This window comes from Lachnospiraceae bacterium JLR.KK002 (assembly GCA_036941025.1).
In the GTDB taxonomy this organism is placed as follows: Bacteria; Bacillota; Clostridia; order Lachnospirales; family Lachnospiraceae; genus Petralouisia.
Window position 1 is genome coordinate 844309 of the sequence record JAYMNP010000001.1, and the last position, 23840, is coordinate 868148.

Annotated in this window: 20 protein-coding genes; 15 read left to right on the top strand and 5 right to left on the bottom strand. The window is 48.2% G+C overall.

Annotation, left to right across the window (positions count from 1 at the left end):
• The first annotated feature begins 20 nt into the window (after positions 1 to 20).
• The 8 genes from VSQ32_04045 to VSQ32_04080 all read left to right on the top strand — a co-directional run bounded on the left by VSQ32_04045 (position 21) and on the right by VSQ32_04080 (position 9780).
• A complete protein-coding gene (locus VSQ32_04045; protein ID MEH2942047.1) occupies positions 21 to 2531 on the top strand; it encodes a hypothetical protein in 2511 nt (836 codons plus the stop codon).
• A 3-nt stretch (positions 2532 to 2534) separates the two neighbouring features.
• Positions 2535 to 4760, top strand: coding sequence for an ATP-binding protein (locus tag VSQ32_04050; protein MEH2942048.1), 2226 nt, complete (start codon positions 2535 to 2537; stop codon positions 4758 to 4760).
• A gap of 36 nt (positions 4761 to 4796) precedes the next feature.
• The gene (locus tag VSQ32_04055; GenBank protein MEH2942049.1) at positions 4797 to 5339 is read left to right on the top strand and encodes a hypothetical protein; all 543 of its coding nucleotides are present in this window, start codon (positions 4797 to 4799) and stop codon (positions 5337 to 5339) included.
• 59 nt (positions 5340 to 5398) lie between these two features.
• Positions 5399 to 6175 (top strand): hypothetical protein, encoded by a 777-nt coding sequence (locus VSQ32_04060; GenBank protein MEH2942050.1) that lies wholly within the window; start codon positions 5399 to 5401, stop codon positions 6173 to 6175.
• The gene (locus tag VSQ32_04065) at positions 6168 to 7406 is read left to right on the top strand and encodes a chloride channel protein (GenBank protein MEH2942051.1); all 1239 of its coding nucleotides are present in this window, start codon (positions 6168 to 6170) and stop codon (positions 7404 to 7406) included. The genes VSQ32_04060 and VSQ32_04065 overlap by 8 nt, the downstream gene beginning before the upstream one ends.
• A gap of 137 nt (positions 7407 to 7543) precedes the next feature.
• Entirely contained in the window at positions 7544 to 8056 is a 513-nt protein-coding gene (locus tag VSQ32_04070) for a DUF308 domain-containing protein (GenBank protein MEH2942052.1), read from the top strand.
• Positions 8057 to 8065: 9 nt separating this feature from the next.
• A complete protein-coding gene (locus VSQ32_04075; GenBank protein ID MEH2942053.1) occupies positions 8066 to 8503 on the top strand; it encodes a potassium channel family protein in 438 nt (145 codons plus the stop codon).
• A 14-nt stretch (positions 8504 to 8517) separates the two neighbouring features.
• A complete protein-coding gene (locus VSQ32_04080) occupies positions 8518 to 9780 on the top strand; it encodes a sodium:proton antiporter (protein ID MEH2942054.1) in 1263 nt (420 codons plus the stop codon).
• Positions 9781 to 9782: 2 nt separating this feature from the next.
• Here the strand turns inward: VSQ32_04080 and VSQ32_04085 are convergent, their stop codons facing one another.
• The gene (locus VSQ32_04085; protein ID MEH2942055.1) at positions 9783 to 10793 is read right to left on the bottom strand and encodes an MATE family efflux transporter; all 1011 of its coding nucleotides are present in this window, start codon (positions 10791 to 10793) and stop codon (positions 9783 to 9785) included.
• Between VSQ32_04085 and VSQ32_04090 the strand changes: the two genes are divergently transcribed.
• Entirely contained in the window at positions 10741 to 11049 is a 309-nt protein-coding gene (locus VSQ32_04090) for a hypothetical protein (GenBank protein MEH2942056.1), read from the top strand. The genes VSQ32_04085 and VSQ32_04090 overlap by 53 nt on opposite strands.
• On the top strand, positions 11034 to 11276 hold the full coding sequence (locus VSQ32_04095; protein ID MEH2942057.1) for a hypothetical protein: 243 nt from the start codon (positions 11034 to 11036) through the stop codon (positions 11274 to 11276). Before VSQ32_04090 ends, VSQ32_04095 begins: the two co-directional genes overlap by 16 nt.
• 6 nt (positions 11277 to 11282) lie before the next feature.
• Here the strand turns inward: VSQ32_04095 and VSQ32_04100 are convergent, their stop codons facing one another.
• The 3 genes from VSQ32_04100 to VSQ32_04110 form a co-directional block, all read right to left on the bottom strand.
• On the bottom strand, positions 11283 to 12332 hold the full coding sequence (locus VSQ32_04100) for a DUF4097 family beta strand repeat-containing protein (GenBank protein ID MEH2942058.1): 1050 nt from the start codon (positions 12330 to 12332) through the stop codon (positions 11283 to 11285).
• Between the two features lie 108 nt (positions 12333 to 12440).
• On the bottom strand, positions 12441 to 12953 hold the full coding sequence (locus VSQ32_04105) for an N-acetyltransferase (protein MEH2942059.1): 513 nt from the start codon (positions 12951 to 12953) through the stop codon (positions 12441 to 12443).
• A 30-nt stretch (positions 12954 to 12983) separates the two neighbouring features.
• Positions 12984 to 17240, bottom strand: coding sequence for an acyl-CoA dehydratase activase-related protein (locus VSQ32_04110; GenBank protein MEH2942060.1), 4257 nt, complete (start codon positions 17238 to 17240; stop codon positions 12984 to 12986).
• A 326-nt stretch (positions 17241 to 17566) separates the two neighbouring features.
• On the opposite strand from VSQ32_04110, the gene VSQ32_04115 reads away from it, so the two are divergent.
• The 5 genes from VSQ32_04115 (at position 17567) to VSQ32_04135 (ending at position 22512) form a co-directional block, all read left to right on the top strand.
• On the top strand, positions 17567 to 17968 hold the full coding sequence (locus VSQ32_04115) for a LysM domain-containing protein (protein MEH2942061.1): 402 nt from the start codon (positions 17567 to 17569) through the stop codon (positions 17966 to 17968).
• Between the two features lie 95 nt (positions 17969 to 18063).
• A complete protein-coding gene (locus tag VSQ32_04120) occupies positions 18064 to 18903 on the top strand; it encodes a hypothetical protein (GenBank protein MEH2942062.1) in 840 nt (279 codons plus the stop codon).
• 39 nt (positions 18904 to 18942) lie between these two features.
• Positions 18943 to 20616, top strand: a complete 1674-nt coding sequence (locus VSQ32_04125) for a glutamine--tRNA ligase/YqeY domain fusion protein (protein MEH2942063.1) — start codon at positions 18943 to 18945, stop codon at positions 20614 to 20616.
• Positions 20617 to 20639: 23 nt separating this feature from the next.
• Positions 20640 to 21497 (top strand): DUF2225 domain-containing protein, encoded by an 858-nt coding sequence (locus tag VSQ32_04130; protein MEH2942064.1) that lies wholly within the window; start codon positions 20640 to 20642, stop codon positions 21495 to 21497.
• Between the two features lie 100 nt (positions 21498 to 21597).
• Positions 21598 to 22512 carry a hypothetical protein gene (locus tag VSQ32_04135; GenBank protein MEH2942065.1) on the top strand — a complete coding sequence of 305 codons (915 nt, stop codon included), beginning with the start codon at positions 21598 to 21600 and terminating at the stop codon, positions 22510 to 22512.
• A gap of 103 nt (positions 22513 to 22615) precedes the next feature.
• Here VSQ32_04135 and VSQ32_04140 read toward each other — a convergent pair whose 3' ends face one another.
• Entirely contained in the window at positions 22616 to 23830 is a 1215-nt protein-coding gene (locus tag VSQ32_04140) for an argininosuccinate synthase (protein MEH2942066.1), read from the bottom strand.
• Positions 23831 to 23840: the final 10 nt, after the last annotated feature.

A 23840-nucleotide genomic window follows, 5' to 3' on the forward strand; every position in this document is an offset into this window, starting at 1 on the left:
CGGGAGCGAGGTGAAATAAAATGTCAGGGGAATTAGTGGAAGAACGGAAAGAGAATCAGATGGAGCGGAATGTTCCGTCAGTGCCAATAGTAGAAGGAGGAGGCGGAGAGGGCTCCGGAACAGAAGCCATTCGGCCTTTGCAGAATGAGAGTAAAGGGAATAATATCCACGAAAATGACGGGAATAATGGTCAGCATGTAGAGAATCTGCCGGGCCCAAATCCGCCAGGACCGGGAGCAGGAGTCGGAGGAGGCCAGATTGATCAAAATAATGTTCGACAGAATCATGATGGCCATGTGGATGATGAAGGTGATGACGAGCAAACCGGAGATAATGCAGACCATATCGAAGATAATAACAATAATAACAATAACAATCATGTAGAGCCTCCGCCGGGCCCGAATCCGCAGAATCATGATGGCCATGTGGATGATGAAGGTGATGACGAGCATATCGGAGATAATGCAGACCATATCGAAGATAATAACAATAATAACAATAACAATCATGTAGAGCCTCCGCCGGGCCCGAATCCGCAGAATCATGATGGCCATGTGGATGATGAAGGTGATGACGAGCATATCGGAGATAATGCAGACCATATCGAAGATAATAACAATAATAACAATAACAATCATGTAGAGCCTCCGCCGGGCCCGAATCCGCCAGGAGCGGGAGCAGGAGGGAGCCAGCAGGATAATCCACAACCGGTGAATGAACGGATTAATATGGAAATGGCCCATGCTGTGATGCGGGCAGGAGGGGCCCGGCGTATGTGGAAAGACCATGGCGAAAGAGGAATTTCTTTTCATACAATGAAGGAATTGCTGCAAATGGAAGAAAGGCATAAGGAAAAGGAGAAAGACAAAAAAGATGGAAATAAGAAAGATAAGAAACGGGACATAAATACTCAGAATGGTCTGGTAAGCGGGCTGCTGCATATGCGAGACAGCAATATCTATAAGGCTGTAGTTCTGGCAAGGGAGCTGGAAGGGGGAGGAAACAATCCCTTAAGAAGCGGGAGATTCCAGCGGTTTTTCAAATCTTCCAAATATAACAAGGCGGCAGATTCCCTGAAAATAATCGGTGCCGCCAACGGGGCGCTGGGTACGCTGGATGCTGTGGTGGGCGAAGGTACTTACAGAGATTCCGTGATTGGGAAAGGAATTGGCCTGATCTCCGATTTTATGGCTCTTGTTACTTCTATTCGGGAGTTTGTCATAAAAATTAAGAATTATAAGAAAGGGAAAACGAGGACAGACAAGGCGTTTACTGTTATCGGTATGCTGACAGATATTTTTACTGTGCTGGCCAAAGGCTGTTCCATGGCCAAGACCATAGCAGGCTTTGCCGGGAAAAAAGATGGAATTTTTGACAATGGAGCGCTCTGGGACAGGATTACCCTGCTTATGAACAGCGCTTCCCAAATTGGAGGTTTTCTGGGGGCCGCACGGGGACTGCATGTTACCAGAGCCGGAATTTCAAAGTTAAAGGTTCTGGAGAATATGAGATGGAAAGGCGGAAACGGTGGAGAGGGTATCCAGGCCATTGTGGAAAAATATGAACAGCCCCAGGAGGCTCAGGGAGAGGAAAACGGGGATCATGCTGACGCCGGGGAAAATGAAGACGGGCAGACAGAAAATGGAATTCAGGGAAATGAAGACGAGCATAATGAAGACGGGCGGGATGAAGACGTACAGGATGAGAATAGAGCGCAGGTTCCTGCAGAACAACACCATGAAGATGGCGGAAATCATGTGAACGATGCAAATCCCAATCCAAATCCTCAGCCTGCGCCTGGCGGCGCCGGAGCAGGGGAGGAAGCGCCGCACAGAAGACGGAAATTGAGGCTGCGCATACGACGAAAGAACAGAAATGCCCAGGAGGCAGGGCAGGCGCCCCAGGCCGGAGCGGGGAAAAAGCAAAAGCCTCAGACGGCCACGAAGACGGAGCGGGCGGAGCGGAGGGTTGCTGCCAATAAATTGCTGAACAAAGAGGAAGTCAGCAGCGAGGAGAAAGACAGACTGGCTTCTTACGTGGCAATACACAGAAGAATTGACAGGACGAAGCGGTCTCTGGCCACCACTTCTACAGGGTTGATAGCCGCTGCAATCGGACTTGGTTCCAGTATAGCTATCAGTGTGAATAATAATACGGGCAGCGATTCATCAAAAACAGCGAAGACCTGGATGGGCTTTGCAGCAAGCCTGGGAGGAGTCGGAGCAACCGGTACCAAAATGGGAATTGAGAAACGTAACCAGGAAAAGCAGGATTCCGATGAAGCAGATGCGGTTCAGGCAAGGCTCTGGGGAACCATTGAAGAACTGAAAGATGATAAATACGGTCTGAGAGGAGCCGTGAAAAAGGCAGATACAGCCACAGAGGAAGCGGAACTGGAGGAACCAAGAGCTGTATATAAGAGATATGTGGCCGCTCAGAGTCAGTTTGAAGATTCCGGCGTGAACTACGCTCAGCTTTTCCAGGCCCCGGATCTGAGAAGTTTTAAGAAAACGCTGATATCAGGAATATAATAAATGGATGGTGGATTGGTATTGGAAGGACAGGAAGTATATTTCAAAGAACTGCTGGAGCTGGTGAAGCAGGAAATCAGCCTTTATACCAGGTATGCGGTGCGGCTGCGGGAGGACGGAGGAATCCGCCATATTTACCAGACGAAGCTGTTGAAGGAGGAACTCTCCAATATTCTGGAAAATCCTTTTGCCTATATGGATTTGGAATCTTATCGCCGGGAACGGGAACTTCTTATGCTCCGGTGGCGGGAATTCCATGAGAAGGCTTACCGCACCATGAAAAATGGCGAGATGCTTCCCTTTGAATACATGCTCCGCAGACTGAAGCTCACGGAATTTGAGCAGTATCTGGCCTGTCTCGCCATGGCGCCGGAATTAAACCGGGAATTTGAGCGGCTGTACTGCTATCTGCAGGACGACCTGTCCTGGAGGTATCCTTCCCTGGATTTGTGCGTGAAAATGTATACCATGGACGAACAGGAACAGAACAGGCTGACAGGCCGGACTTTTGTACGCCGGGAGTTGTTGAGCTGTATCTTTGAAGAAATTCAGAGAGGTCAGGAAAGCGAGCTGTCCTGGAGGCTGAAGCTCCGGAAAGATCTGGTGGCCTATGCATATTTTCAGGAATCAGACCTGCTGAACCGAAAGGTGGAATACCGTCTGAGCATTCCGGATGGAAGACCTGCCCCCACGCCCAATATTAATCATCAGGTCATGGAGGTCATAAAAAAGCGTCTGACAGAAGGAAACCCTGGTCAGAACGCAGGGACGGAAAGAAGGGAGCTCAGGCTGTTTCTTCTGCGTGGTCCCGGAGGAAGCGGAAAAAAGCTGCAGATAAAACTGGCGGCAGCAGCTCTGGGCCGGGGCGTACTGTTTTTTGATCTGAGAATCTTCTCCGGTAAAAATGAAGAACAGATGAGAAATCTTATTTGTAACGCGCTGGTGCGGGCAGTGCTGGATCATGCTTTTCTGACCTTCTGCCACTGGGAAACCCTGTGGGACGGGGAGAAGAAGAACCGGCTGTTTGCACAGGAAATCCTGCTGAAAACCTCATTGTTTTTTCAGGATGCATTTCTGGCAGTGGAAGAGGAAGCGGGGCAGGATGTGTTCGGCGGGGAATATCCCGCCGGCTGCCGGACAGAAGAATTTTCCATGGGATTTCCCTCCATACAGGAACGGAGCCTGCTCTGGAAAACCTTTCTGGAAGAGGCAGGACACGAAAAAGAAACTTGCGGGCTGGAAAGGCAGCAGATATACGATACTTTGGCGGCCCAGTTTGATTTTACGCCGGGAGTGATAAAAGAAGCGGCAGAGCTGGCCTGCCGGGAAGGGGAAATCTACGGGGAAGAAGTTTCCGCCGCCCGTCTGTACCGGGCCTGCCAGCAGAAAATTTCCCACCGGCTGGGAGAGCGCGCCAGCCGGGTCAGGGCGGTGTATACCTGGGATGACCTGGTGCTGGAAGAAGGGCCAAAAGAACTGCTGCGGCAGGCCTGCGGGCAGGTATCTTTTCGGGGAAAGGTCTATGAGGAATGGGGATTTCAGGATAAGATTGCTTATGGACGTGGAGTATCCATGCTGTTTGCAGGGCCTCCGGGAACAGGGAAAACCATGGCAGCTCAGGTCCTTGCCAGAGAATTGAATCTGGAGCTGTATAAGGTGGATCTTTCCGGTGTGCTGTCCAAATACATTGGAGAAACCCAGAAAAACCTCCGGGAAATCTTTGACGAAGTGAAAAAGAGCAGAAGCATTCTCTTTTTTGACGAGGCGGACGTGCTGTTTGGGAAGCGTGTGGATGTAACAGATGCAAGGGATATCAGTGCCAATGCCCAGACTGCATATTTATTGCAGAAAATGGAAGAATATGACGGAATTACGATTCTTGCCACTAACCTGCTGCAGAACTTTGACGACGCCTATAAACGGCGAATCAAATTTATCATCCGTTTCACTTTTCCCCGGAAAGAACGCCGCATACAGCTCTGGCAGAAAGTGTTTCCCAGGCAAATGCCTCTGGGAAGCGATTTGGATATAGAGTATCTTGCGGAAAATTTTGAGCTTTCCGGAGCGGCCATTAAAAATATTGCAGTCAACGCAGCTTTTCTTGCAGCCTCCAGGCAGGAAATCACCGGAATGGAGCACATTATGACAGCTTTGCAGCAGGAATATGAGAAATCCGGAAAAATACTTGGAAAGGCGGAACTGAAAGAGTATTATGTATACAAAATATAAGGCCTGTGCAAAAGAACAGGCAGAACGGAGGACATTATGAAGAAAGCGGAATTGCGAGAGGGGTTACAGAGACTGAAAGCATATCTGGGCGGCCGGGGGTTTGAGAGCATGTTGCTGGAAGAAGGAGCGGAAATGGAGCTGGATTCCCTGCTGCTGCCCCTGGAAATCAACGATGAGCTGAGCATTGATATCAGCTGTAATTTCGTCCATGTTCCGGAATTTGGAGATATGCTCCAGTATTACGGGCATCTGGAAGTGGACGGACTGTTTGCGGAAAATCCGGAATCTTTTACGGAATACAATGTATTGCAGATGCTGAATGCAATGAATCAGATGATTCCGGTGGGACAGTTTCTGTTCATGCAGGAGCAGGCGGACGGAGAGGAACAGAATGTTATTGGAATCCGTTACACTATGCTGACCGCACTGGATAACGAAGTGGAAATGGAAAAATGCGTCAGCGTCATTCAGTTTCTGATGCATATTTACGAGCTGCTCTGCAGCGGTCTGATGCTTCTTCTGGAAGGGGAAACGGTGCAGAGTGCATTGCATATCATAGCCGATGCGATAAATTTATAAAATCGGAGGAGCCCGGCCAGGTAACATAAGGATGAGGGACCGGGCAAAAGGGAGGTTATATGAAAGAACATACAACAAAACGGACTGCGGTGGAACTGGTGCTGACCGGACTGGTACTGCTGTCGGTGGTCCGTCAGTTTTTTCTGGGCAGCTACCACAATATGTTTCTGGGGATTCTGACCCTGATTCTGTTTATGGTGCCCCAGTTTATTGAAAAAGCAGTGGGAGTGACCATTCCTGCGGGACTGAAAACAGTAATTCTGATTTTCATATTTTCAGCGGAAATTCTGGGCGAAATCAATGCTTTTTACATAAAAATTCCCCTTTGGGATACCATGCTCCATACCACCAACGGATTTCTGATGGCGGCTATCGGATTTGCACTGATAGATTTATTTAACAGAAGCGAGAAGTTTTCGGTGAAAATGTCCCCGTACTTTGTGGCTTTTGTGGCTTTCTGCTTTTCCATGACAGTGGGCGTGGTATGGGAATTTTTTGAATTTACCATGGACTGGTTTTTCTACACGGATATGCAGAAAGACTGGATTCTTCCCACCATCAGTTCCGTAAAGCTGGACCCTGCCGGGGGCAATCATCCCATAAAAGTGCCTGTGGAATCTGTGGTGATTAACGGGGAAGAATGGAATCTGGGCGGCTATCTGGATATTGGGATTGTGGATACCATGAAAGACTTAATGGTGAACTTCCTGGGAGCCGTTGTATTCTCCGTAATAGGAATTGTCTATCTGAAACAGAGGGGAAAAGGCAGGCTGGCTTCCTCCCTGATTCCACAGGTCAATGAAACACGGGAAAAAGGGGAGAAAGAGCATGAATAAATCAGTCAGGAACAATCTGTATCTTATCCTGTTCTGCGGAATTACAGGAGCGGTGGCCGGAGGCGTTATCTGGACATTTTTAAAAATGATGTCTGTGGGAACTGCATTTTTGTGGGAATGGCTGCCGGAGCAGGTTCCCATTCCCTGTTATACCGTGCTGGTGTGTACACTGGGAGGTATGCTGATTGGCTGTTTCCGCCGGAAATTCGGTGATTATCCGGAGGATTTGGAAACGGTGATGGGGAAAGTAAAAGCGGAGAAGACCTATGACTATTCCAATATGGTCGTCCTTCTGCTCAGCGCGCTGTTTCCTCTTTTGCTGGGCAGCAGCATCGGCCCGGAGGCAGGACTTACCGGAGTCATTGTGGGACTCTGTTACTGGGCGGGAGAGAATCTCTCTTTTGCCCGCCAGAATGCCAGGGAATACTCGCAGGTAGGAGCAGCCGTGACATTGAGCGTCCTGTTCCGTTCTCCTCTGTTTGGTGTTTTTGCCGTGGAGGAAGAAAACCGGGAAAAAGAAATTCTGAAGCTGCCGGGAACCATGAAACTGTTTCTGTATGGCCTGGCAGTGGCGGCGGGAACAGGATTTTATATGCTGCTGTCAGAATTATTCGGCGCAGGACTTTCCGCCATGCCGTCATTTCCGGAAATGGAGCCGGATGTACTTGATTATCTGATGATGGTAATCTATATTCTGCTGGGCTGTATTCTGGCAAAATTTTATTTTATTACCCACGGAGCGGTAAAATGGGCCGCAGGAAAGATCCCTGCCGTTGTAAGAGAGACCGTGGGAGGACTGTGTCTTGGACTTATGGGTATGACAGTGCCGATGCTGATGTTTTCAGGTGAAGAAGCAATGGGTGAGCTGATTGAGGATTACACCATATATCTGCCCCTGACCCTTGTGGCCATCGCATTTCTGAAGGTACTGCTTACTAATATATGCATTCAGACGGGATTGAAAGGAGGACATTTTTTCCCGATTATTTTTGCAGGGGTATGTCTGGGATATGCCGCTGCAATGATGGTGTCCGGTGATGCTGCAGGCCATGGCGTGTTTGCTGCGGCAACTGTGACAGCCGCCCTTCTTGGGGCGATTATGAAAAAACCGCTGGCGGTGACCGTGCTGTTGTTTTTATGTTTTCCGGTCAGACTGTTTCTGTGGATTTTCCTTGCGGCAGCAGCCGGGAGTTTTTTCACAGGTGCCAAATCACCTGTGAAAAAAGAATAAAATGCGCAGCGTGAGGAGTGGAAAAAGCTCCGGGAGAGGCCTCACGCGCGCGCAGAATCTCAGGAGAAGGATTCTGTAATACAGGTAAAAATCACCTGTGAAAAAAGAAAAAATAAAAAATCAGGAGGAATTCAGTGATGAAAATTTTTACAATTATTCTGGGAGTAATTATGGCTATCTGCGGGGTTTCCTGTATCTGTACGCCGGTAATGACCTTTCTGGAGGCAGGATATTTTCTGGTAATTCTGCTTCTGGTCTATGGAATCGGCGCCATTGTAAGGGCCATTATGGAGAAAAATTACGGACTGCCTTTTCTGTTTGGGATTCTGAGCGTTATCCTTGGCGTGGTGATTATGGTTGTGCCGGGACTGAAGCTGATGACAGACGGAATGCTGATTTATCTTATGGCAGTATGGTTCCTTCTGCAGGGGGCTGTGGCAATTTTCATGGCATTCCGGCAGAAAAATTCAGAAGAAAGCAAAGGCTGGGTATGGGTGCTGATTCTGGGGATTCTCGGAGTTCTGACCGGTATTTATTCTCTGGTACATCCCATGCTGCTGGCGTTTACCTTTGGAATACTGGTAGGCGTTTACTTTATCGAAAGCGGAATCAGCATGATTGTTATGGTATGTTCTGTTCATTCGGAATAGGAAATTAATATGAAAGCATGGAAACGGTGTTATAAAATCCTGAAACGGACAGGTACATTGCAGATATTTATGAGTTTCCTGCTGTTTCTCTGTGCTGCCGGAGCAGCGCTGATGGTGGTGGAGCCGGATATCCGTACTTTTGGCGACGGTGTGTGGTACTGCTTTGTGGCGGCCACCACCATCGGATTCGGAGATATCTGCGTGACCACCGGCATTGGACGGGTGATTACGGTACTGGTAGCCATGTATGGGATTCTTATGACTGCCATGGTGCCCGGCGTTGTGGTCAGTTACTATATGGAATATTTAAAAGTCCGGGAAAAAGAAACCATCTCTGTTTTTCTGGAAAAGCTGGAACGACTGCCGGAGCTGTCAGAAGAAGAACTGGAACAGCTCTCCCGGAGAGTCCGGGAATTTGAGCAGAATCATACGGATATTGGAAGGTAAGTGGGAAACAGGAAATGAATACATTTTTATTGAATACAGTTATTTTACTTGCCCTGGTTGTTGCGCTGGGGTATCTGAATGAGAAAGTGACCGGATTTCCGGATGAAATTGCACTGATGATGTTCAGTATTGCGATTGGCGGCGTCCTGGTGGTTCTGAGTATGGGATTTCAGGGAACAGCGTCAGCCATGGAACTGATAAGAGGAATGAAATACTTCGATCTGGAAAAATTTCTTATGGAAGGGGTACTCTGCTTTATGCTGTTCGCAGGCTCCTGCCATATGCGGCTTCTGGATTTTAAAACCCATGCCAGAACTATTTCTCTGCTGGCAGTGGGGGCCACTTTTCTGGGAGCAGTATTTTACGGACTGCTGTTTTACGGTGCCGGAAAGCTGCTGGGGCTGTCCATGACAGTTCCGGTATGCCTGATGTTTGGAAGTATTGTGGCGCCTACGGACCCCATTGCGGCCACCAGTATTCTGAAAAAGTTCAATCTTCCTCCCGGTATCAGTTTTATCATGGAGGGAGAATCTCTGCTGAATGACGGAATGGGCGTTGCCCTGTTTGTATTTTTTTCCGGTATGGTTACAGCAGAAAAAAGCGGCGGATTCTTTCAGGTCATGGCAAAAGAACTGCTGGGAGCCGTACTTGTGGGTATTCTTGTGACAGCAGTGTGCTTTTACATATTCCGTCATACGAAAGATGAGGCCAGACAGATTTTTGCCAGCCTTCTGGCAGTGTCTCTGTCTTATCTGCTGTGTGAACGTTTTGGATTTTCCGGCGCCATTGCCTCGGTAGTCTGCGGTGTTCTGTTTTCTGCCCTGCGCAATTACCTGGAGCATAAAGGGGAGTCTCTTTCACTGGAACAGTTTGATAACTTCTGGTCTGTTCTGGACACGCTGCTGAATTCTGTTCTGTATGTAATGCTGGGGCTGTCCTTTATCCATATTCTCCAGATGCCCCATGTGCTGATTTTGTCTCTGATTGCTGTGGGAGCAAATCTGGCCGGCCGGGTGGGAAGCCTTGGCGTGTCCTGTCTGTTTGTGGGACAGCTTCCGGATGGATATGACAAAGGTTCTTTTATTAAACTGCTGACCTGGGGCGGCCTTCGGGGCGGTCTGTCCGTAGCTCTTGCCATGAGCGCACAGACTCTGGTGGATGGCAGTACCTGCAATATTATTATGGGCGGAACCTATGCCATTGTATTCTTTACCACCGTTGTACAGGGAATGACCATGCCCAGGGTGTATGAGAGGATTCGGAAAGGAATTAAGTAACTTTAGATAATCTGTTCCTTATAATTTCTTTCCGGTGATGAGACAGCATACATAATCAGGCATATTACTGTCAGGATAACCTCTACCACAAGCCGGGTCAGAATCACGCCGTTCAGTTGCCAGAGATAATTCAGCAGAATCAGGCCGGGAATAAACAGAACCACATTCCGGAGCGCGGTAATGGTCAGAGAATTTGCTGCTTTGCCCAGTGCCTGAAAATACGAAGTAGTCATATTGATAATGCCCGGCAGCGGAGCATGAAAACATAACAGACGCAGGAAATGTGCTGTCTGCCGTACCAGGGCTTTTTCATGTAAAAATATGGATGCAAGAGGTTCGGCAAACAGCATAAAAACTGACGTAAACAGGATTCCCAGAACAACGCCGCAGGCAGTGCCTGTATCCATGGATTTCTCAAGGCGTTCTTTCTGGCCTGCTCCATAGCAGAATCCGATTAATGGTGCAATGCCTGTAGACAGGCCCACAGACAGCATAATCGGGAATAAGTCAATTTTATAGGCGATGCCGTAGGAAGCCACAGCATTTGAGCCGTAGAGACTGATATAATTGTTGAGAATAATGTTGGAAACACTCGGCATAACGGTAATCAGCGCTCCGGGAATGCCAATCTTCACGACATCCAGTACCATCTGTTTTTCAGGTTTAAACTGATGAGGCGACAGGGCAATCGACGGATTCCCTGTCTTTTCTTTTTGAATCAGACAGCAGATGTAATATATGGAAGAACATAAAAATCCGATGGATGTAGCCAGAGCAGCTCCGGCTGTCCCCATGTGGAGAATGACAATAAAGAACCAGTCCAGGACAATGTTGACAGCATTTCCCAGTACAATGCCCACGGTGCTTTCCTTAATCAGTCCGAGAGAGCGGAAGATATGTGGAAGTCCGTTTGCAAGCATAATGAATGGCGCGCCGGCAAAAATCACTGGATATTTTCTGATGGAATACGAGCCGGGGGAACTGATTGCCGCGCCCTGGATGGATAATTCCATGTTTCAGATTGTGCTTTCCGGAGAGCTGTCCATATGTTTCATCAGGGATGACGGGAGCATGTATTCACTGGCAGACGGGAGCGGAAATTATATCATCGGAGAGATGGAGCTGTTTCTGGTAAAAAACAGCAATATTTATGCGGAAGTTACAAAAAAACTTACCAGCATTGCTTTTGCAACAAAAATCACAGGGAAGAACTGTATGAAAACAGCCGGTTCATGCACTTTGTGGGCGGGGTTATGGCCAGGAAAATAGAAGCGATTGGAGCGCTGGAAGCTGCTTCCTCCTCATTGCCGGAAAGGGTGGTTTCCTACATGAAGTTTAAATGTGAAGACAGGGAACTGAAAGGACTGGAAAAAGCTGCCTTTCGGCTGCATTGCAGCGCCAGACAGCTCCAGCGTATATTAAATAAATACGAAAAAGACGGAATTGCGGTGAAAACAGGAAAAGGCGCCTGGAAATTAACGGATAAGATCCCGTAATACGGCTTATCGGATTGTCACACTTCCACTTTCACAGTGGATTTGGATGGATTTCTTTTTCCCGCCGTTCTGCTTCCGGTAGAGAACAGTTCCGTCCTCATCCGGCTCTATCTGTGTTCCGTCTATGTTCAGGTCTCCGTATTCTGTTTCCAGGTCGTAGCTGTAATCAGAAACAGTGTCTGCCAGTCTGAGGGTAACGTCTCCGTATTCCATGTTTACCTCAGCCTGTTTCGGAGCAGCATCTTTCAGAGTCAGATTGCCGGATTCCAGAGAACATGTCAGACGCTCTGCAGTGATATGTTCCACATCGCAGTTTCCATATGCATTTTCTGCCGAAAAAATACCCGCGGTCAGGCTGGAAATTTCCAGATTGCCGGATTCAAGATCAAATATACTGCTGCCGGAAACTGAAATGGTTCCTCCTGTAAAATCTCCGTAGGAAGCGGAAACCGTCAGGTCGTCGCAGATTATGATTTTGGCTTCCGTATTTCCGGATTCACTGGAAATATTCAGTGTAGTTCCGCTGAATTCTTCCAGCGTAAGGTCTCCATATTCCAGGGTTACGTCAGCTTCTTTTGCGCTTATCTGCTCCAGTTTCACATTTCCGCTCTCCACGGACATGGTCAGCAGTTCAAAATACTGGTCTGCCGGTACATAGAGATTCAGATAAAAAGGTTCCCGGTTCACAGGATTTCCAAACAGATTGAAAGAAATGGTGTACTGCCGCTGAGCGGAACCTTCCCGAAAGTGAAATACTCCGTCCCGGACGCCGTAATCCGGTTCCTGACAGGTACCGTCCAGCCGGTATTCCAGGTAGAAATCATCTGCCGGCAGTATGGATATATCGGCGTAGTCCAGACAAATGGAGGCGCTGGAGAAATTTTCCAGTTTTGTCTTTTCCAGCGTATAAGGCTGGGGATATTTTTCACGCAGCGGGGAACTGGCGTGAGCGGAAGAACCCTGCCGAATTCCGGTTACAATGATAATACCGGAGCACAGGACGCCGGAAAAGGCGGCAAGGATGAGCATAATGCCTAACAGTCTGTTACGTTTCATAAAAAATCCTCCTTTGCAGATGTATGCGTTCATAATGCAGCTTGCAGTTCAGCTTCTGTTTATTATAACGATACGGAGAGGAGGATGACTTCACAATTATGGAAAAAATCAGTCCGGATGATCCGGGATTTCGGGGTCATGTATGTAACGCTGAAAGGCAATGCGGGGCGTTTTATCTTCCACATAAATAATACCGCATTCCCGGAATCCGTTTTTTTCCAGCAGATGGCGCATGACAGCGTTCTGTTCATGGGTATCAATCCGCAGATTGGGAGTAAAAGCACTGCAGAATTGCAGGCAGTGTTTCAGAATACCTTTCTGTCTGCCGCTGCCTGCAATCCGGTGTATGACTCCATAGGGAAATTCGTTCATCCACTTGCCGTCAATGGTACGGTAAGTGGGTTCTTCTCCGGTAAAGAAAGCAAATACTCCTGTGATTTCCCCTGCGGCTTCCATCACGAACAGGCTGCCCTTTCGGATGTCTTCCCGGAGGGTGGCCGGAGAGGGTTTGTCTGTTCCCCACTGGCCGGGATTTCCCATCAGTGCCATCTGCTGCCTTGCATGGGCGTAAATGGGAAGAATGTTTTTCAGGTCTTCTGATTTTGCTTTTCGGATGTTCATATAAGGCTCCTTTGCAGGAAAGGGGGGAGGTTACACTGCCTCCCCTCGGTTGAGGTTCTTCTGAGCGGTGGACAGCATCAGTTTAATCCGGTTCAGCTGATTGACTTCGGAAGCTCCTGGGTCATAGTCAATGGCTACAATATTGGAAAGAGGGTACCGGTGGCGGATTTCTTTGATTACCCCTTTGCCCACCACATGATTGGGCAGGCAGCCAAAAGGCTGGGCACACACAATATTGTTGGTGCCGGAATGAATCAGCTCCAGCATTTCGCCGGTGAGAAACCATCCTTCTCCGGTCTGGTTTCCGGTGGAAACAATGGGAGAGGCGTAGTTTGCCAGAGTTTCGATTCGCGCCGGAGGCTCGAAATGGCGGCTCTGTTCAAACTCTTTCCGTGCAGTGCTCCGCAGCCATTCCAGGAACCGGATGCCCAGATTGGCGTTGCGGGCGGCGGATTTCTTCTGTCCCAGTTTTTCCACACGGAAATTCTGGTTATAGAAGCAGTAGAGCAGGAAGTCCGTCAAATCGGGAACCACCGCTTCCGCACCTTCCGACTCCAGAAGTTCCACCAGACAGTTGTTGGCGGCAGGCAGGAATTTTACCAGGATTTCGCCGACCACGCCTACCCTGGGTTTGCGCTCCTCTGTGACAGGAAGACGGTCAAACTCCCGGATGATTTCCCGGCAGTAACGTTTGAATTTCCGGTGAGAAACCATTTTGGGGGAGGATACGAAATCCATACATTTCTGTTTCCATTTTTCGTGAAGGGCATTTGCAGCGCCTGGAACCTGTTCGTAAGGTCTGGTGCGGTACAGGCAGCGCATGAAAATATCACCGAAAATCAGGGCGTACAGCCCCTTCTGCAGCAAAGGCAGGGTGAGCTTAAAACCAGGATTGGCTTCCAGACCGCTTAAGTTCAGGGAAATAACCGGAATGTCGGGATATCCGGCTTTTTCCAGGGCCCGGCGGATAAATCCGATGTAATTGGACGCACGGCAGCCCCCTCCGGTCTGGGTAATAACCACAGCAGTTCTGGTCAAATCATAATTGCCGGATAAAATGGCGTCCATAATCTGCCCCACCACAATCAGAGAAGGGTAGCAGGCGTCGTTATTTACATATTTCAGTCCCATGTCTATGGCAGATTTTCCGTCATTTCCAAGAACCGCCATATGGTATCCGGCAGAGCGGAACGCGGGCTGCAGCAGCTCAAAATGGATGGGAGACATCTGAGGACAGAGGATGGTATAGTTTTTGCGCATTTCTTCTGTAAATACCACGCGGTTGTAGCTGCAGGGCTGAATGCTGCGGCATATTTTCTGCTTTTCCCGCACGCGCAGGGCGGAAATCAGAGAACGAATCCGAATGCGGGCGGCTCCCAGATTGTTTACTTCGTCAATCTTCAGGCAGGTGTAGATTTTTCCTGATTTTGTAAGGATGTCGTTCACCTGGTCAGTGGTGACAGCGTCCAGTCCGCAGCCGAAAGAGTTGAGCTGAATCAAGTCCAGGTCCTCTCTGGTTTTTACGAAATTTGCAGCAGCGTACAGCCGGGAGTGGTACATCCACTGGTCCATCACAAGGAGAGGACGCTCCAGTTCCGAAAGATGGGATACCGAGTCCTCGGTCAGCACCGCAATACCATAGGAGTTAATCAGTTCCGGTATGCCGTGATTGATTTCCGGGTCTGTGTGATAGGGACGTCCGGCCAGGACAATGCCTCTGCGCCCGGTTTCTTCCATGAATTTCAGGGTCTCTTCCCCTTTGCGGCGGATGTCTTCCCGCATGGCGGCAAGTTCCTGCCAGCCGGCCTCCACCGCAGCTTCTATTTCTTCCGGCTCAATGGAGAATTCCTGTTCAAACACCAGTTTGAGCTGTTCCGAAAGGGCCTCTCTGGAGGCAAAGGACATAAAGGGATTTAAAAACCGAACTTTGCCGGAGGTGATTTCCTCCACATTGTTCTTGATATTTTCCGCATAGGAGGTGACAATAGGGCAGTTAAAATGGTTGTTGGAATCCGGAAATTCGTCCCGCTCATAGGGAATGCAGGGGTAGAAAATAAAATCGGCCTGATTCTTTATGAGCCATGCCACATGGCCGTGAGCCAGTTTGGCAGGATAACATTCTGATTCGCTGGGGATGGATTCAATGCCCATCTCGTAGATTTTCCGTGTGGACCGGGGGGACAGCAGGGTATGGAATTTTAAAGTACGGAAAAATACGGCCCAGAAGGGATAATTCTCATACTGGTTCAGTACTCTGGGAATGCCCACGATACCGCGGACTGCCTCCTGTTTCGGAAGGGGTTCATAGCCGAATATCCGTTTGTTTTTATATGCAAATAAGTTGGGAATCTGCTCCCTGGTTTTTTCTTTTCCCAGTCCTTTTTCACAGCGGTTTCCGGTGATAAACTGACGGTTTCCGGAGAAGCGGTTGATGGTTAAAAGGCAGTGGTTGGTACAGCCCTGACATCTTGTTAATCTGGTATCAACTTCAAGGTGATTGATTTCTTCCAGAGAAAGCATGGTGGTGGAAGGATTTTCTTCATACCGCTCCCGTGCAATCAGGGCGGCGCCGAAAGCGCCCATGATTCCCGCAATATCCGGGCGCACAGCTTCGCAGCCGGATATTTTCTCAAAACTTCTGAGCACTGCGTCGTTGTAGAAGGTTCCTCCCTGTACTACGATATGTTTGCCAAGGTCTCCGGCGTCCGATACTTTGATAACCTTGAATAAAGCATTTTTAATGACGGAGTAGGCAAGCCCGGCGGAAATGTCGGAGACCTCCGCCCCTTCTTTCTGGGCCTGCTTTACTTTGGAATTCATGAAAACCGTACAGCGGGTGCCTAAATCTATGGGATTTCGGGCAAACAAAGCAGCCTGTGCAAAGTCTTCCACAGAATAATTCAGGGATTTTGCAAAGGTCTCGATAAAAGAGCCGCAGCCGGAGGAGCAGGCTTCGTTGAGCTGCACGCTGTCCACGGTCTGGTTTTTGATTTTGATACATTTCATATCCTGGCCGCCGATGTCCAGAATACAGTCCACCTCCGGATTGAAAAATGCCGCCGCGTAATAGTGGGCAACGGTCTCCACTTCCCCTTCGTCCAGCATAAAGGCTGATTTGAGCAATGACTCTCCGTATCCGGTGGAGCAGGAATGGACAATCTGTGCGCCTTCCGGCAGCAGAGAGTAGATTTCCTGAATAGCCAGAGTGGCGGTAGCCAGAGGGTTTCCGTTATTGCTGCTGTAAAAGGAATACAGCAGAGAGCCGTCTTCTCCTACCAGAGCCACTTTTGTGGTGGTGGAGCCTGCGTCAATGCCCAGATAACAGTTGCCCTGGCAGGTGGACAAATCTCCGGTAGCTACATGATGCCTGTCGTGACGTTTGCGGAACCGGTCATATTCTTCCTGGGTGGCGAACAGGGGTTCCATCCTCTCCACCTCAAATTCCATATGGATGTCGGAAGACAGTTTTTTCAGAATGCTTTTCAGCTCCATGGTAACTTCCGGTTTGCAGTTCAGGGCGGAACCCATGGCTGCAAACAGATGGGAATGGGACGGGGCAATAATATGTTCCTCATCCAGCTTCAGGGTACGGATAAAGGCTTCTTTCAGTTCCGGCAGAAAATGCAGAGGTCCGCCCAGAAAGGCCACATGGCCCCGGATAGGCTTTCCACATGCCAGTCCGGAAATGGTCTGATTGACCACTGCCTGGAAGATGGAAGCAGATAAATCTTCTTTGGATGCACCTTCATTGATTAAAGGCTGTATATCAGATTTGGCAAATACGCCGCAGCGGGCGGCAATGGGATAAATGGCCCTGTAATCCCTGGCATAGGTGTTCAGTCCCGCAGCGTCGGTCTGGAGCAGAGAAGCCATCTGGTCAATGAAAGATCCGGTCCCGCCCGCACAGATTCCGTTCATGCGCTGTTCCACATTGCCTCCCTCAAAATAAATAATTTTGGCGTCTTCGCCGCCCAGTTCAATAGCCACATCGGTCTGGGGCGCATAATCCTGCAAGGCGGAAGCCACTGCAATCACTTCCTGTACAAAGGGAATCTCCAGGTGTCTGGCCAGAGTCAGCCCGCCGGAGCCTGTGATTACAGGGGACAGCAGAAGATTTCCAAGTTCGTCCTGAGCCCTTGCCAGCAAATCCGAGAGCGTTTCCCGGATATTTGCAAAATGCCTCTGATAATCTGCAAACAGAATGTGATTCTGAGGGTCCAGTATTGTAATTTTGACGGTGGTTGAGCCAATATCAATGCCCAGCCTGTGTAATGTATGCTGTTCCATATCATTTCCTCCATGTCTCCGACAGAGTCAAAAATGGTAAATTTTTCTGTTTCTTCTTATTATATAGGTGTTCCGAAATCGAACACCGCTTATTATACGACAGGAAATTACAAAAAACAATCAGTTTTTTTATTTTTTATGGAATGTTTAGAATTGCTGTCCGGGTTCTTGTGACCGTCATATTCAAATATATGTCTGAAATAAAAATGAAGAACAGCGGACGGACATTCCGATGCAGAAGAATTACAGGAAGTGATGGAACGCTGTCTGCTCAGCGGAATATAATGATAAAGAGATGACTGAACCAAAATGGAGGAAATAAATATATGGCAAAAATTATTCCCATTCCAATTGGACCAATTTATAACGAAGGCCCCTGTCGGGGAATGGTACATGTAATTGAAAAAGGAGATACCCTGTACCGGCTGGGAAAACGGTATCATGTGAGCGTCGGCCAGTTAATGTTTGCAAATCCCTTTGTAAATGTATACAATCTGCAGATTGGAGATGAACTCTGTATTCCCATCAGCATTCAGCCCAGGATTCCGGAAGACAGAATACAGGGAGAACTGATGAAGGACAGAGGAATGCCCATGGCGCCGGAAGAAACGGAACCTGCCGGGATGTATCCGGAAGCGGAATACAGGGAAACAGCACAATATCCGCAATCCATGGAGGAAATGGAGCCGGAACAGACGGAAGTTCCGGAATATATGGAAGAAGTATAAACTTTTTATGAAACTATGGCCCCTTTCGTTGACAAACCGGGAAGGAAAATCTATAATGAATACTTGAATACCATGTATTTGCAGAGGAGGATATTATGGATTTTCTGAATAAAATGGAACGGAAATTTGGAAAGTATGCAATTCCTAATTTGACTTTCTGGTTGATTGGAGCCTGGATACTGGGATTTATCATTCAATACACAATGCCGGAGGTTCAGAAAATGCTGATTCTGGAACCTGCCATGATTCTGCGGGGACAGATATGGCGCATTGTTTCCTGGCTGCTGGTTCCGCCTCCGGTGCATATTCTGTTTTTAATCTTCTTTCTGTCCTGTTACTATTTTATCGGGATTTCCATTGAGCAGGCCATAGGGACCTTTCGTTACAATGTGTATTTAATCGGCGGTATGCTGTGCTCCATTCTGGGCTCGTTTGTATTATTTGGATTTTATTATTTTGTAAAAGGAATGGCTGTATCAGGTATCGGATATTATTTCAGTACGGAATATATTACCATGTCTCTGTTTATGGCTTTTGCGGTAATTTATCCCAATGTGGAATTCCGGCTGTATTTTATTATTCCCATTAAGGCAAAATGGATGGGGATTGTAGACGCGGTCTGGATGGCATTTATGTTTATATCATCCAATGCGGCAGGCCGGACGGCTATTCTTGCTTCCCTGCTGAATTTCCTGATTTTCTTTTTCAGTACAAGGAATTATAAGCGGGTGTCGCCAAAAGAAATGCATCGAAAACAGGTCTACCGGCAACAGATGCGGCAGGCAGAAAATATTACCAGGCACAAATGCGCTATCTGCGGCAGGACAGAGCGGGACGGGGCGGATCTGGAATTCCGGTTCTGCTCCAAATGCGACGGGAACTACGAATACTGCCAGGATCACCTGTTTACCCATCAGCATATCAGACGTAGCTGACGGGTTCGTTACATAACATGAAACACAGGAGGAATACAGATGGAAAATGAAATCGTTTCCAGAAATTTTATTGAACAGGAAATTGAAGAGGATTTAAAGGAAGGAAATTATGAGACGGTAAGGACGCGTTTTCCACCAGAACCGAATGGTTATCTCCATATAGGACATGCCAAATCCATTTTGCTGAATTATGGTCTGGCACAGAAATACCACGGCAAATTTCACATGCGCTTTGACGATACGAACCCCACCAAAGAAAAAACAGAATTTGTGGAGTCTATCAAAGAGGATATCCAGTGGCTGGGAGCAGACTGGGAAGACAACCTGTTTTTTGCTTCCGACTATTTTGAACAGATGTATGAAGGAGCTGTGAAGCTGATTAAAAAGGGCAAAGCCTATGTGTCGGATCTGACTCCGGAGCAGATGCGTGAGTACCGGGGAACGCTGACAGAGCCAGGCAGGGAAGACCCCAACGCAGGCAGAAGCATAGAGGAAAATCTTCAGCTGTTTGAGGATATGAAGAATGGGAAATACGAAGATGGAGCACTGGTTCTTCGGGCAAGAATTGATATGGCTTCCCCAAATATCAATATGCGGGATCCCATTCTCTACCGGGTGGCCCATATGACCCATCACAATACCGGAGACAAATGGTGCATTTATCCCATGTATGATTTTGCCCATCCTATTGAAGACGCCATTGAAGGGATTACCCATTCCATCTGTACCCTGGAGTTTGAGGATCACAGGCCTCTGTATGACTGGGTGGTGCGGGAACTGGAGTATGAGAATCCCCCAAGGCAGATTGAATTTGCCAAGCTGTATCTGACCAATGTGGTAACAGGGAAACGTTATATCAAGAAGCTGGTGGAAGATAAGATTGTGGATGGCTGGGACGATCCGAGACTGGTATCCATTGCCGCACTGCGCCGGAGGGGATTTACGCCGGAATCCATTCAGAAATTTGTGGAGCTGTGCGGAGTGTCCAAGGCAAACAGTTCCGTGGATTACGCTATGCTGGAATACTGTATCCGGGAGGATTTGAAGCTGAAACGTCCCCGTATGATGGCGGTGTTACATCCCATCAGACTGGTGATTGACAATTATCCGGAGGGACAGGTGGAATATCTGGATGCGGCTAACAATCTGGAAAATGAGGAACTGGGAACACGGCAGATTCCGTTTTGCCGGGAGCTGTATATTGAGCGGGAGGATTTCATGGAGGAGCCGCCGAAAAAATATTTCCGGCTGTTTCCGGGAAATGAAGTACGGCTGATGCACGCGTATTTTGTAAAGTGCGAAAGTTTCGTAAAGGATGAAAATGGAAATGTAACAGAGGTACACTGTACCTATGACCCGGAGACGAAAGCGGGGAGCGGTTTTGCCGGGCGCAAGGTAAAGGGAACCATTCACTGGGTTCCGGTGCCTTTTGCAAAAACATGTGAAATACGGTTATACGAAAATCTGGTGGATGAGGAAAAGGGCGTTTACAATAAGGAAGACGGAAGCCTGAATCTGAATCCGGACTCACTGACTGTTTTGAAAGAGTGTTATGTGGAGCCTGCACTGGCGGAGACAAAACCATATGACAGCTATCAGTTTGTACGACAGGGATTTTTCTGCACGGATGCAAAAGATTCCCGGCCGGATGCACTGGTGTTTAACCGAATTGTATCATTAAAAAGTTCTTATAAGCTGCCGGTACAGAAGTAGCGGCATACAGGAGGAGAAATATTATGAATTTGTTTTCAGGGCTGGAAAAATTCGGTTTGAAACCAGAGGATTCCAAAGAAATTCTTGAGAGTGCAAAAAAAGAAGAAATCCATAAGGAGGAGCAGAAAAAGGAGACGGTGAACAAGGAGATTCCGCCGGAGAAGGATTTTCTGCTGCCGAAAACCATACACTGCAAGGTGTGTGACAAGGATTTCAAGACAAAGGCTGTAAAAAGCGGGAAGGCCAGAAGGCTGCAGCCTGACCAGGATTTACGACCGCGGTTTCAGTATATAGATACCCTGAAATATGACGTTATTTCCTGTCCTCACTGCGGATATTCAGCTCTGTCCCGTGATTTTGACAGAATTGTTCCCGCACGGGCAAAAATGATTCGGGAACAGATTTCTGAAAACTTTACCCCCATGGAGGAACCGGAACAGGATTTTTATACTTATGACATGGCAATTGCCCGTTATAAGCTGGCTCTTTTGAATACTGCGGTGAAAAAGGGAAAAGAGAGCGAGAAAGCCTATACCTGCCTGAAACTGGCATGGATTCTGAGGGGGAAGGCAGATACCCTTTCCGAGGATATACCGGAGGAGAAGGAAGCGAAGAAAGAATGCCAGGAAGAAGAGGAAGTATTCTATCAGCAGGCATATGAAGGATTCAGCAAGGCAATCTCAGAGGAAATGTATCCGATTTGCGGAATGGATGAGAATACCATGGACTATCTCCTGGCATACATGTCCTACCATTTTGAAAAATATGAGATGGCGTCCAGGTGTCTGGCAAGAGTCCTGACCTCCTCCAATGCGAGCAGACGTCTGAAAGATATGGCTCTGGAGCTCAAGGAGGATATTGTTGCAAAACTGAAACATTAAAGCTGGAATATTAAAACTGAAACATCAAAACTGAAGTATTAAAACTGAAAATCTGGAAGAACATCACAATGCAGCACTCAGAAATAAGCGGAGGCGGAATATGAGGAGACACACAAAATTTACAGCAGCGGGAATGATGGCGGCAGTACTGACAGTTTTTTGTCTGACAGGCTGTGGTGGTCCTACAGAAGAGCAGAAACAGGCTGCGGAAAAGTACAAATCAGAGGCAGAAACCTGGCTGGAGGGGAATCAGTACACGAAAGCCCAGGAAGCAATGGAAAAAGCTCTGGAGCAGACTCCGGAGGATGAAGAATTACAGAAGGATGCAGAGGAGCTCAACAAAAAGGCAGAAGAGATGAAAGGCTATAATGAGACCATGGAAGCTGCCAGAGCAGCCATTGAGGCGGACGACGCTGCGGCACTGGACGCCCTGCAGGAGAGCGCGGCGGGACAGGCCCTTGTGAAAATGGCAAAAGAGACCGGGAGTTATATTTATCTGCCGGAAGGCGGCGCCAGCGGCACCGGAATCGGATTCTATACCTTTGACGACTGTGACTGCGACCAGTGGTATTACGGAGACTACCAGGAAGGCAAACGGGAAGGAAATGGTATCTGGTATTATGCCAGCAGCCGGACGGAAGACGGAAGCCTCTATAAGGAAGTCTACAATGGCCAGTGGAGCCAGGATGCTCCCAACGGAAAGGGCCATCAGGTGATAGCACTGGGAGATACGGTAGATACGGACCAGGATTTTGATGTGGAAAACGGCTTGTTTTACGGCACTTATGAGATTAAGGATACGCTGGAAGACGGAACGGAAGTAACCGGGAAATACGAACTGCAGAGCGGAAAATATGTGACCATTTCTGACGAAGAACTTGAGGCAAATAATTTTGTAGTACCGGAAGAACCCCACCTTGCCATCGCCTTTCTGTACAATGAGGCAGGGGAAATAAAGAGCTGCACCATGGTGTATACGGAAGATACAACCAGGGGCGTGAAACATTTTTACTGAAAGTAATACAGGTTGAGAAAATCCCCTCTTTCCCGTGTGACCGGGAAAAGGGGATTTTTGAATAGCACGAATTTCCAAAGCGCTCCGGCCCAGGCGCATTTTTTTATTTCTCCAGTTCCGCCATTTTCATGGCACGGACCTTCAGGGGCAGACCGAATAATGTGATAAATCCTTCCGCATCATGATGGTCATACAAATCCCCTGTGGTAAAGCTGGCCAGAGACTCACTGTACAGAGAGTAGGGAGAAGTGGTTCCGGCTTTGATAATATTTCCTTTGTAAAGTTTGAACTTCACTTCACCTGTTACATATTTCTGGGTGGAGGTAACAAAAGCCTGTACTGCTTCCCGCAGCGGGGTGAACCATTTTCCTTCGTATACAATCTGAGCCATCCGGTTGCCCATGTCTTTTTTCACTTCCATGGTAGCGCGATCCAGTACCAGTTCTTCTAACTGCTGCTGTGCTTCCATCAGAATGGTTCCGCCGGGTGTTTCATAAACGCCGCGGGATTTCATGCCCACCACGCGGTTTTCCACAATGTCAATAATGCCAATTCCATGTTTTCCGCCCAGACGGTTCAGTTCACGGATAATGTCAGCCACTTTCATTTCTGTTCCGTTGATGGTTTTGGGGACGCCGGCTTCAAAAGTCATGGTAACGTATTCGCCTTCGTCAGGAGCCTGCTCCGGAGATACCCCAAGAACCAGAAGATGGTCATAATTCGGTTCGCAGGCAGGGTCTTCCAGTTCCAGTCCCTCATGGCTGATATGCCACAGGTTCCGGTCCCTGCTGTAGCTGCTGTCAGCGGAGAAAGGCAGGTCAATGCCGTGAGATTTGCAGTATGCGATTTCCTCTTCACGGGACTGCATATCCCATTTGTCGCTTCTCCATGCGGCAATGATTTTCAAATCGGGAGCCAGTGCTTTGATACCCAGTTCGAAACGAATCTGGTCGTTTCCTTTTCCGGTAGCCCCGTGGCAGATAGCGGTAGCCCCTTCTTTTCTGGCAATTTCCACCAGACGCTTTGCGATACCTGGGCGCGCCATGGAAGTACCCAGCAGATATTTGTTCTCATAAACTGCACCTGCCTGTACGCAGGGAATAATGTATTCTTCTGCGAACTCATCTGTGATGTCTTCAATGTACAATCTGGAAGCGCCGGATAATTTTGCCCGTTCTTCCAGTCCGTCCAGTTCTTCTTCCTGTCCGCAGTCGATGCAGCAGCAGATTACTTCATAATCATAATTTTCCTTTAACCATGGAATGATGGCGGTGGTGTCCAGACCACCGGAATAAGCTAAAATCACTTTTTCTTTCATTACCTGTCCT

What these genes read in the sequence shown, in the direction of transcription:
- VSQ32_04045 (MEH2942047.1), top strand. Translation starts at nt 21, where the DNA reads ATGTCAGGGGAATTAGTGGAAGAACGGAAAGAGAATCAGATGGAGCGG.
- VSQ32_04050 (MEH2942048.1), top strand. Translation starts at nt 2,535, where the DNA reads ATGGATGGTGGATTGGTATTGGAAGGACAGGAAGTATATTTCAAAGAA.
- VSQ32_04055 (MEH2942049.1), top strand. Translation starts at nt 4,797, where the DNA reads ATGAAGAAAGCGGAATTGCGAGAGGGGTTACAGAGACTGAAAGCATAT.
- VSQ32_04060 (MEH2942050.1), top strand. Translation starts at nt 5,399, where the DNA reads ATGAAAGAACATACAACAAAACGGACTGCGGTGGAACTGGTGCTGACC.
- VSQ32_04065 (MEH2942051.1), top strand. Translation starts at nt 6,168, where the DNA reads ATGAATAAATCAGTCAGGAACAATCTGTATCTTATCCTGTTCTGCGGA.
- VSQ32_04070 (MEH2942052.1), top strand. Translation starts at nt 7,544, where the DNA reads ATGAAAATTTTTACAATTATTCTGGGAGTAATTATGGCTATCTGCGGG.
- VSQ32_04075 (MEH2942053.1), top strand. Translation starts at nt 8,066, where the DNA reads ATGAAAGCATGGAAACGGTGTTATAAAATCCTGAAACGGACAGGTACA.
- VSQ32_04080 (MEH2942054.1), top strand. Translation starts at nt 8,518, where the DNA reads ATGAATACATTTTTATTGAATACAGTTATTTTACTTGCCCTGGTTGTT.
- VSQ32_04090 (MEH2942056.1), top strand. Translation starts at nt 10,741, where the DNA reads ATGGAATACGAGCCGGGGGAACTGATTGCCGCGCCCTGGATGGATAAT.
- VSQ32_04085 (MEH2942055.1), bottom strand. Translation starts at nt 10,793, where the DNA reads ATGGAATTATCCATCCAGGGCGCGGCAATCAGTTCCCCCGGCTCGTAT.
- VSQ32_04095 (MEH2942057.1), top strand. Translation starts at nt 11,034, where the DNA reads ATGGCCAGGAAAATAGAAGCGATTGGAGCGCTGGAAGCTGCTTCCTCC.
- VSQ32_04100 (MEH2942058.1), bottom strand. Translation starts at nt 12,332, where the DNA reads ATGAAACGTAACAGACTGTTAGGCATTATGCTCATCCTTGCCGCCTTT.
- VSQ32_04105 (MEH2942059.1), bottom strand. Translation starts at nt 12,953, where the DNA reads ATGAACATCCGAAAAGCAAAATCAGAAGACCTGAAAAACATTCTTCCC.
- VSQ32_04110 (MEH2942060.1), bottom strand. Translation starts at nt 17,240, where the DNA reads ATGGAACAGCATACATTACACAGGCTGGGCATTGATATTGGCTCAACC.
- VSQ32_04115 (MEH2942061.1), top strand. Translation starts at nt 17,567, where the DNA reads ATGGCAAAAATTATTCCCATTCCAATTGGACCAATTTATAACGAAGGC.
- VSQ32_04120 (MEH2942062.1), top strand. Translation starts at nt 18,064, where the DNA reads ATGGATTTTCTGAATAAAATGGAACGGAAATTTGGAAAGTATGCAATT.
- VSQ32_04125 (MEH2942063.1), top strand. Translation starts at nt 18,943, where the DNA reads ATGGAAAATGAAATCGTTTCCAGAAATTTTATTGAACAGGAAATTGAA.
- VSQ32_04130 (MEH2942064.1), top strand. Translation starts at nt 20,640, where the DNA reads ATGAATTTGTTTTCAGGGCTGGAAAAATTCGGTTTGAAACCAGAGGAT.
- VSQ32_04135 (MEH2942065.1), top strand. Translation starts at nt 21,598, where the DNA reads ATGAGGAGACACACAAAATTTACAGCAGCGGGAATGATGGCGGCAGTA.
- VSQ32_04140 (MEH2942066.1), bottom strand. Translation starts at nt 23,830, where the DNA reads ATGAAAGAAAAAGTGATTTTAGCTTATTCCGGTGGTCTGGACACCACC.